Here is an 8,032-nt window from a genome sequence, read left to right as displayed (position 1 = left end):
TCTTAAAACCCCCACCCCGCAAACCGTGTTGTCAAATTTATTGGGGGCCGGGTTTTGTTTAAAACCCCCCCCCCCCCCCCAAACACCGCCGGCCCCCGGGGGCGCCCCCCCGGGGGCGCCGGCGTTTGCCTGCCGCACGCACCTACACCAGCAGCGGCCCGCCGCACCGTGCGGCGCCCTCCTTCATCGCGATGAGGTTGGCCACCACGTACGAGATGTCGTTCCTCGAGTGCCAGTCGCTCGGGAAGTACGTGACCAGCCGCGAGGACTGGAACTTGGCCTCGATCGTCGGGACGAAGGTGCGGTACTGATCGTCCGTGTAGTACCAGAACGAGTTCTCGTTGTAGTAGGCGACGTGCGTCGGGTCCTGGTACGCCCCGCGCCCGTCCGAACTCGGCGTCATCGTCAGGAGCATGCCGCCGGGCGCCAGCAGCCGGTACAGCTCGTTGATCAGCGGCACCTTCGACGGCACGTGCTCCAGGAAGTCCACCGCCCGCATCAGGCCCACGGAACCGTCGGGCAGGTCCAGCTTCCCGGGCAGCGTCGCCACGATGTCGACGCCCTTCCCGGGGTACTGGTCCACACCCAGGTAGCCGGGCGGCTTGCGGTGGGCCGCGCCGAGGTCCAGCGCGAGCAGCCCGCGCCGCTGGGTCCACGCCAGCGCGTTGGCCTCGATGTACTTGTCGTACAGGACGACCGTCTCGCGCTGGATGTGCGCGTTGATCTCCGGGTCGCTCTGGGTGTTCGCGGGGTGCACCCGCTGGAGGTACAGGCAGCGGTCGATGTGGTGGAAGTCCCCGATGTGGAACAGGCGGCACATCAGGTCCTGGTCGTCCAGGACCGTGCGCGCGGCGTCGTACCCGCCGGCCTGCTCGTAGCTCTCCTTGCGGAACGCCCGTACGTGGTTGGGCGCGTACCAGATGTACGAGACGTTGTGCGGGGTCGGCGCCAGCGAGACGATCTGCTGCAGCTTGCGGCCGTCGACCTCCACCTCCTCGTACCGCCAGCCGCAGGACTCGTCCCAGCGGGAGTCGTCCCGGCTGCCGTCCTCGGCGATCTGCGCGGTGTTGCTGTAGACGAAGACGGCCTCGGGGTGCTCGTCGAAGGCCGTGCCCAGCTCGGCCAGGCAGGCCTTCGCCAGCAGGTCGTCGTGGTCGAGTTCCACGAGGATCTCGCCGCGCGCGAGTTCGCAGGCCCTGCGCTTCGCCGCCCCGACGCCCTGCACCTCGTCCGCGATCACCACGCGGACCCGGTCGTCGGGCCGCTCCGGCCGCCATCGGGCGCCGCTGTTGAGCAGGACGATCCACTCCCAGTCCGGGCAGGTCTGGGCCTGCAGGGTCGCCAGGCACTCGTCGAGGAAACGAGGGCGGTGGCTGGGGGTGAAAACGGAGAACCTCGGTGTCGCGGTCGACGTCATCTGGTGCTCCCGGCGGGGGTCGGTGTCGATGCCGGCGGGGGGGCCGGTGTGGGTGCGGGACTTGTGGAGTCCCGGAACTGCTCCGGTACGTGGCTGCGCAGGGCGGGATCGGCCGCGACGGCGCGGCCGAACTCCTGCGCGGCCTCGTCGGTACGGCCCTGGTCCGCCAGGATCCGTCCGAGGTGGAGATGGGCCGTGGCCGCTTCCGGCCGGGCGGCGATGGCGCGCCTGAGGAGACCGGCGGCCCGGTCGGGCTCGGCCGGCTCGATCAGGACCGCCTCGTTGAAGAGGGCCGAGGGGAACGCGGGGTCGATCTTCAGGGCCTTGTCGTAGGAGGCGACGGCATCGGCCGTCCTGCCCTCCTGCTGGGCGATGACCCCGAGGTCGTACCAGGCGAGCTTGTTGTGGGGATCGAGCTCCACCGCGCGCCCGAGGGTACGGGCGGCCCCCTTGGGGTCGCCCTGGTTCTGCTGCACAAGGGCGGCCTGCAGCAGCGCACTTGCCTCCTGCGTCCGCAGCCGCGCCGGTGACGCCTTGGATTCCCGGGCTGGAGCCGGGAGGGGCTGGAGCGCCCAGACGGCCACCCCGGCGCAAGCCGCGGCCAAGCCGGCGATACCTGCCCACAGTCGCGTACGTTTCATTTGCCGCGACGTTACGAGGGCGCCCGGGCGATGCCGCCCCATGGCAGGCGGTCAGCGCCCAAGACCACTCGAATGTACGGTCAGACCAGCCAGCCGGCGTCGCGGGCTATGCGGATCGCGTCGACCCGGTTGCGGGCCTTCAGCTTCATCACGACCGTCGTCAGGTAGTTCCGTACGGTCCCGGTGGACAGATGGAGCTCGCCGGCGATCTCGGCGGCCTCCGAGCCCTGGGCCGCCATGCGCAGCACCTCGGTCTCGCGGTCGGTCAGCGGGCTCTCCAGGCCGTTCCAGGCGGCCACGGCCAGCTTGGAGTCGATGACCCGCTGGCCGGCGACCACCCGCCTGATGGCACTGGCCAGTTCCTTCGGGGAATCGTCCTTGAGGAGATAGCCGGAGACCTGGGCCGCCAGGGCCCGGCGCAGCGTGCCGGGGCGGCCGAGGCTGGTGAGCATCAGCGTCCGGCACTCCGGGAGGTGTTCGTGGATCTGCATGGCGGCGCTCAGCCCGTCGAGCCCCGGGAGGTCGATGTCGATGATCGCGATGTCCGGCCGGACGTCGAGGGCGGCGGCCAGGATCTCGTCCCCGCGCGACAGCTCGCTGACGACCTCCAGGTCGTCCTCCAGGTCGAGCAGGGCGACGAGCGCACCGCGCACCATGTGCATGTCTTCGGCCAGCAGGATTCTGATCACCGTGACGAGCCCCCCGTCCGCGCGGTCGATCTTGTATTTACGATCATAGCAACCGGCCCGGTCCGGCAGCCGGTTGGCAGCCGGTGCGAGCCCTCACCTCAGGCGACGAGCCAGCTGCGCCCGTCCTCCGCCGGCTCGTCCGACTCGTCGAGGTCGGGGTCGACGTCCCCGTGTGCGGGAACCTGCGCGACCAGCCGGAAAAGGGTGCCGGGGCCCCGTTCGACCGTCAGCTCCCCGCCCACCGCCCGCAGGCGCAGCCCCAGGTTCCCCAGTCCGCTGCCGCTGTGCGGCGAGGTGTCGCGGTAGCCCTCGGTGACGCCGTCGTTGGTGACCGACAGCGTCATCAGGCCGTCCTCCTCGACGGCGCTGATCTCGCAGTGCACGGCCCGGCTGTGGCGCAGCACGTTGGTGACGGCCTCCCGGAGCACGGTGGCGAGCACCGTGTCCACCGGCGAACTGACCTCTCCCATGCGGATGTCGGTCACCGCGTCGACCTCGGCGGCGCCCAGTACCGACTTGGCCGAGGCGATCTCCTCCTCCAGCGACATGTCCCGGTATCCGCTGGCCACCCGCCGTACGTCGGCCAGCGACTGGCGGGAGATGGCCAGCACGTCCTCGATCTCGTCCATGGCCCGGGCCGGGTGCGCCGGGATCAGGCGGTGGATGAGCTCGCCCTTGAGCTGGATCGCGGAGAGGCTGTACCCCAGCAGGTCGTGCAGATCGCGGGCGAAGCGCAGCCGTTCGCGGGTGACCGCGGCGCGGGTGAGTTCGCCGCGGCTCTCGTGCAGGACGCGGACCAGCTCCGACAGCCGGGTCAGACCGAAGGTGACCAGCCCGGTCAGGAGGGTCGTCTGCACCAGGTACACGCTGTCGAGTACCGGCCGCCCCTCCAGCAGCGGGGGCACCAGCATGCTGACGCCCACGAATCCGTACAGGATCCAGCCCGGCCGTGGGGGCAGGAGCAGCAGCAGGGAGCCGGCGAGGAAGCCCGCCATGGCGCCCCACTGCGACTTCAGGGCGATGAGCGGCAGGTAGGTGAAGGCGGCCTGGGCGCCGAGGGTCAGGACCCGGCGGCCGGCCGGGACGCGCTGCGTGCTCGTACGGGAGTGCAGGAGCTGGAGGGCGAAGACCGCGCCGAGGCACCCGAAGGCGGCCGCCAGGGCGAGCCCTTCGACTCCGGCGCTGAGGATGTTCAGGGCGGTGATGCCCACGTAGCAGAGGAGTGCGGCGATGAGGATGACCTGGGCCATCCGGGGTGCGGGTAAGTCCCGGCTCCGTCGCAGAATGCCCTCGACCAGGACCGCCTCCGACGGTCCGTCCGAGGACTTGAGGCGGCCAGGCATGTCAATCCCCCTTAAGCGTTCCTCTGTTGCACGCCAGGTGTGAGCATAGGGGAGGGGCGTGGGCAAGGGGCGCGAATCGTTCCCTCATACGAACAGCGGGACGGGGTTGAGCTGGTCGTACGGTGTGGGTTCGGCCAGTCGGCCGAGGCTCACGGGGACGTCGAAGAGCCGCCCCGAGCCGTACCTCGCCCAGAAGTGACGCAGTCCCGGTACGACCACTTTCGTCACGGGAAGTCCGAGGTCAGGTCGGCTCTGGTCGAGTACGAGCAGGTCCATACCTTTACCGCGGACCAGCTCGGTGATCACGCGTACGTCGTCGAGCAGATCGGTGCCCCGGACCGACGGCCAGTGGCCCGGCGTGCGGGTCTGCGCCATCGGATCGGCCGCCAGATATGGCTGGTTGGCGACGGTGGCCCGCTGCCACCAGGACAGCGGCTCCGGGTCCGTGATCCGGTATCCGCGGCCGTCCCGCCGTACGTCGCCGACGGCGGGCAGCAGCTGGCCCAGCTCCGACAGCGCCCGGCACAGCGCCACCCGCGGGTCGAAGTGCGCGCCGAAGCCGAAGATCACGTCCTCGGCGGGCTTGTCGGTCCGCCGGGACAGCGCCGCGAACACCGGGATCCCCAGGTCGGAGGTGAGGTCGAGGGCCCACACCTCCCGGTTCGCCCGGCGCATGCCGTGGCGGATCCGCTCCACCCACTCGTCCTCGAAGGCCCCGAGGTCCACCCCGGGCTGACGGGTGCGGTTGTACCACCACAGGGCCACCGCGTCCCGCTCGACCAGCTCCAGGAAGCCCTGCACCACCGCGTCCTCGGGGCTGCTGCCCGCCGCGTTGCCGTTGGAGTCGGCCCAGGGCTCGTCCGCGGCGCAATCCGCCCCCCGCCCGAAGTACAGCATCGAGGTGGGGAGCAGCCGCCGGCGGCCCTCGGTCAGCGACCACACCGGTGTCCAGTCCGTCGGCCGGCTCTCGTCGAACGGCGCCGGCACGTGGTGGAAGCGGGAGTGCCGCGCGTTCCACAGCTCCCGCTCCGCGAACTGGCGGCGGCTGTACAGCTGGCAGTCGTTGGGATGCACGGCCGCCCCGCCCAGGCCGCGCAGGGAGTCGCGGACCACCGGCTCGTCGCCGTGCCGCGTCCCGCTGTAGCGCTCGACCGCCTCGCACAGCGCGCTCGTACGGGCCTCCTCGGCGGTACGGCCCTTGCCGCCGCTGAGCGCGCGCAAGCCCGAGCTGAGGCCGGCGAACGACGCGGACTCCATCGCCAGGTTGTGCCCGGAGGTGTACGCGTGGACGAAGTCCGGTGCGCCGGAGGCCTGCCGGATCTCCTTGACCACCCCGGTCACCGGGTCCACGAGGTGCCCGTACGTACGCAGCATCTGCGCCGGGGTCAGGGCGCGGTCCCCGCCCCCGGTCGCGGCGGCCTTGGGCCGGGACACGGGGACGAAGGGGGCGCCGACCCGGCGGGCCACCAGACCGGGGTCCCCGCAGGCCGCGCACTGCGGGAGCCGGGCCACCGGGTGGCTGGCGGCGCTCAGGCGCAGGGTGTCGAAAGTACGGATGTGGGCCTGCTCGGGATGGCGCAGCCCGGCCAGCCACTTGGCGGCCTCCAGGACGGCGAGGTTCACCGCGAGGGCCGTGCCCGCCGCCAGCCCGGCGGGCGGCCGCGGCACGGGGCCGTCGAGGCCGAGCGCGCGCCGCACCGGCACCTCGGAATGCCGGTGGCCGCGCAGCCGTACGGCCAGACAGTGCCAGCAGGGGCCGGAGCCGGGCCGGAAGAACGGGCCCACCCAGGGGTCCGTCCCGCACAGCTTGACCGGCACCCAGGGCCGGCCCGCGGCCCGGTGGCGGGCGTCCGCGGCGGCCAGCCCGGGGGAGAGGTAGTCCTCGCACAGGACGAGGACCAGGTCGGCGGCGGCGGGGTCCGCGGCGACCGCGATGCCCGACTCCCGGCAGGCCTCCGCCACCGGCCGCGGATCCAGGCCGGGCAGCGCCTCGACCGCGACGGCGGCCCGGGCCAGCCCGGCGGCGGCCTCGCCGCCGTCCAGCCCGGCCAGGTCCCAGTACGCCTCGGCCTCGGCCTCCGCCGCCGGGGTGGTGGAGCGGATCAACCCGGCGTCGGCCAGGGAGAGGAGGGCCGCCTCGGCGTTCTCGGCGCCCAGGGTCCGCGCGGCCTCCTGCCGGACCGCCAGGGCGGTCCGGGTGCCGTCGAGCAGCGGTACGAGGATCTCCGCCCCGCTCCCGCTCAGGGCGGTCACCCCGCGCCGGGACACCAGGTAGGCGGCGTCGCCGGGGACGACCGTCGGCCGCAGATGGGACTTGAAACCCACCAGCGCCTCGGCGGGGGCCGGCGGGGCCGCAACCGGCACGGCCGGCCGCTCGCGCTCGGCAGTGCTCATGCCCCGAGCCGTCCGGCGATCGGCGCCGCCGGGCCCGTGAGCTGCGTCTGGCTGCAGACGGTGAACAGGGCGTACGCGGTGTCCGGCAGGGCGTCGAGGTTCTCGATCACCAGGCCCGGCTTCGAGGGGCGGGCGGGCATCGGTACGGATCCGGTGCTGGGGCTGATTCGGGCGTTGGCCGAAAGGCTGGTCATGGCGGTGGAGTTCCCTCTGCGTCGTCGTGGCGCGGGTCGGTCCGTTCACTGACGATTCTGCGAGGATCCGGTGATCGCGGGACAGTGCCCCGGTCACCAGCGCGAGGTGAAGTTTTCACATGGTGCGCTGCCGCCGGCACGGCTGAGCGTTCAGCTCCGCCAGCGGACGGGCAGCTGCCGGGGGCCGCGGATGAGGAGCCCGGTGCGCCAGGTGAGGTCACGGGGGTCGGCGTCCAGGGAGAGGGACGGACAGCGCGCCAGGAGCGCGGTGACGGCCGTACGGGCCTGAAGGCGGGCCAGCGGGGCTCCCAGACAGTAGTGGATGCCGTGGCCGAAGGCGATGTGCCCGCCCGCGGACCGGCGGATGTCGAAGCGGTCCGGGTCGGGGAAGCGCGCGGGGTCCCGGCCGGCGTCGGCGAGCGAGACCAGCACCAGTTCGCCGCCCCCGGGTATCGGGGTCCCGGCGATCTCCACGGGCCCGGTGGTGAACCGGTACGTGGTGGTCTCGACCGGCCCCTCGTACCGCAGCATCTCCTCCACGGCGCCGTCGGCGAGCGACGGGTCGGCGCGCAGCGCGGCGAGCTGGTCGGGGTGCCGGAGCAGCGCGAGGACACCGCCGGAGATCAGCTGGACGGTGGTCTCGAAGCCGGTGACGAGCAGCAGCCAGGCCATGCCGATGAGTTCGTCGGGGGAGAGCCGGCCGCCGTCCTCGTCGGTGGCGCGGATGAGGGCGCTCATCAGGTCGTCCCGGGGCCGCTCGCGCATCTCGTCCGCCATGGCGACGAGATAGCGGGTCATCGCCGCCGTGGCCGCGGTCCGGATGGCCTGGTCCGGGCTGCTCAGGGCCTGTTCGGCCCAGTCGCGGAAGGCGGCGCGGTCGAGGGAGGGTACCCCCAGGAGTTCGCAGATGATGCCCATGGCCAGCGGGAACGCGAGCGCCTCGACCAGGTCGGCCGCGCCGGCCGGCCGGGCCAGCATGGTGTCGAGGAGCTCGCCGGTCAGGGCCCGTACCCTCGGGGCGAGCGCCTCGACGCGGCGCGGGGTGAACTCCTTCACCACCAGCTTGCGCAGCCGGGTGTGGTCGGGCGGGTTCGCGCTCAGCAGGTTCTCGCCGGCGGAGAGCCGCGCCAGCGGCAGCGCGGGCGAGGCGTCCCGCCAGGATTTGGACAGGGAGGGCTCGGTGAGCGCGGAGCGGCAGGCCTCGTGGCCGACCACGAGCCAGGCCTCGGCGCCCTCCGGTACGCGGACGCGGTGCACCGGGCCCCGGGCGCGGAGCGCGGCGTACACCGGGTGGGGATTCCTGGTGAACTCCTCCCCGAGCGCCCCGAAGTCGGCCGCGATGCCGGCCGCCATG

At 72.6% G+C, this 8,032-nt stretch carries 7 protein-coding genes; all 7 read right to left on the bottom strand.

From position 1 onward, the window contains the following. Positions 1 to 142 precede the first annotated feature (142 nt). Positions 143 to 1,417, bottom strand: coding sequence for a glycosyltransferase (locus ACFXGI_RS36165; RefSeq protein WP_384716455.1), 1,275 nt, complete (start codon positions 1,415 to 1,417; stop codon positions 143 to 145). Then, positions 1,414 to 2,058, bottom strand: a complete 645-nt coding sequence (locus ACFXGI_RS36160) for a tetratricopeptide repeat protein (RefSeq protein ID WP_384716452.1) — start codon at positions 2,056 to 2,058, stop codon at positions 1,414 to 1,416. The genes ACFXGI_RS36165 and ACFXGI_RS36160 overlap by 4 nt, the downstream gene beginning before the upstream one ends. Before the next feature lie 80 nt (positions 2,059 to 2,138). Then, positions 2,139 to 2,747 carry a DNA-binding response regulator gene (locus ACFXGI_RS36155; protein WP_078621836.1) on the bottom strand — a complete coding sequence of 203 codons (609 nt, stop codon included), beginning with the start codon at positions 2,745 to 2,747 and terminating at the stop codon, positions 2,139 to 2,141. Between the two features lie 98 nt (positions 2,748 to 2,845). Then, on the bottom strand, positions 2,846 to 4,090 hold the full coding sequence (locus tag ACFXGI_RS36150; RefSeq protein WP_384716449.1) for a sensor histidine kinase: 1,245 nt from the start codon (positions 4,088 to 4,090) through the stop codon (positions 2,846 to 2,848). An 84-nt stretch (positions 4,091 to 4,174) separates the two neighbouring features. Continuing rightward, entirely contained in the window at positions 4,175 to 6,484 is a 2,310-nt protein-coding gene (locus tag ACFXGI_RS36145; RefSeq protein ID WP_384716446.1) for a TOMM precursor leader peptide-binding protein, read from the bottom strand. Further along, positions 6,481 to 6,678: a hypothetical protein gene (locus ACFXGI_RS36140; RefSeq protein WP_384716443.1), complete on the bottom strand. Its 198-nt coding sequence runs from the start codon at positions 6,676 to 6,678 to the stop codon at positions 6,481 to 6,483. The genes ACFXGI_RS36145 and ACFXGI_RS36140 overlap by 4 nt, the downstream gene beginning before the upstream one ends. A gap of 150 nt (positions 6,679 to 6,828) precedes the next feature. Further along, positions 6,829 to 8,031, bottom strand: coding sequence for a cytochrome P450 (locus ACFXGI_RS36135; RefSeq protein WP_384716458.1), 1,203 nt, complete (start codon positions 8,029 to 8,031; stop codon positions 6,829 to 6,831). Position 8,032: the final 1 nt, after the last annotated feature.

It is taken from the genome of Streptomyces sp. NPDC059355 (assembly GCF_042752335.1).
Classification (GTDB): domain Bacteria; phylum Actinomycetota; class Actinomycetes; order Streptomycetales; family Streptomycetaceae; genus Streptomyces.
The sequence above is the reverse complement of the archived record's forward strand: the minus strand, read 5'-3'. Positions and strand labels throughout refer to the sequence as shown.

Bases quoted from the DNA above. Each gene is read 5' to 3' on its own strand.
- ACFXGI_RS36140 (WP_384716443.1), bottom strand. From the start codon at position 6,678: ATGACCAGCCTTTCGGCCAACGCCCGAATCAGCCCCAGCACCGGATCC.
- ACFXGI_RS36150 (WP_384716449.1), bottom strand. From the start codon at position 4,090: ATGCCTGGCCGCCTCAAGTCCTCGGACGGACCGTCGGAGGCGGTCCTG.
- ACFXGI_RS36165 (WP_384716455.1), bottom strand. From the start codon at position 1,417: ATGACGTCGACCGCGACACCGAGGTTCTCCGTTTTCACCCCCAGCCAC.
- ACFXGI_RS36135 (WP_384716458.1), bottom strand. From the start codon at position 8,031: ATGGCGGCCGGCATCGCGGCCGACTTCGGGGCGCTCGGGGAGGAGTTC.
- ACFXGI_RS36160 (WP_384716452.1), bottom strand. From the start codon at position 2,058: ATGAAACGTACGCGACTGTGGGCAGGTATCGCCGGCTTGGCCGCGGCT.
- ACFXGI_RS36145 (WP_384716446.1), bottom strand. From the start codon at position 6,484: ATGAGCACTGCCGAGCGCGAGCGGCCGGCCGTGCCGGTTGCGGCCCCG.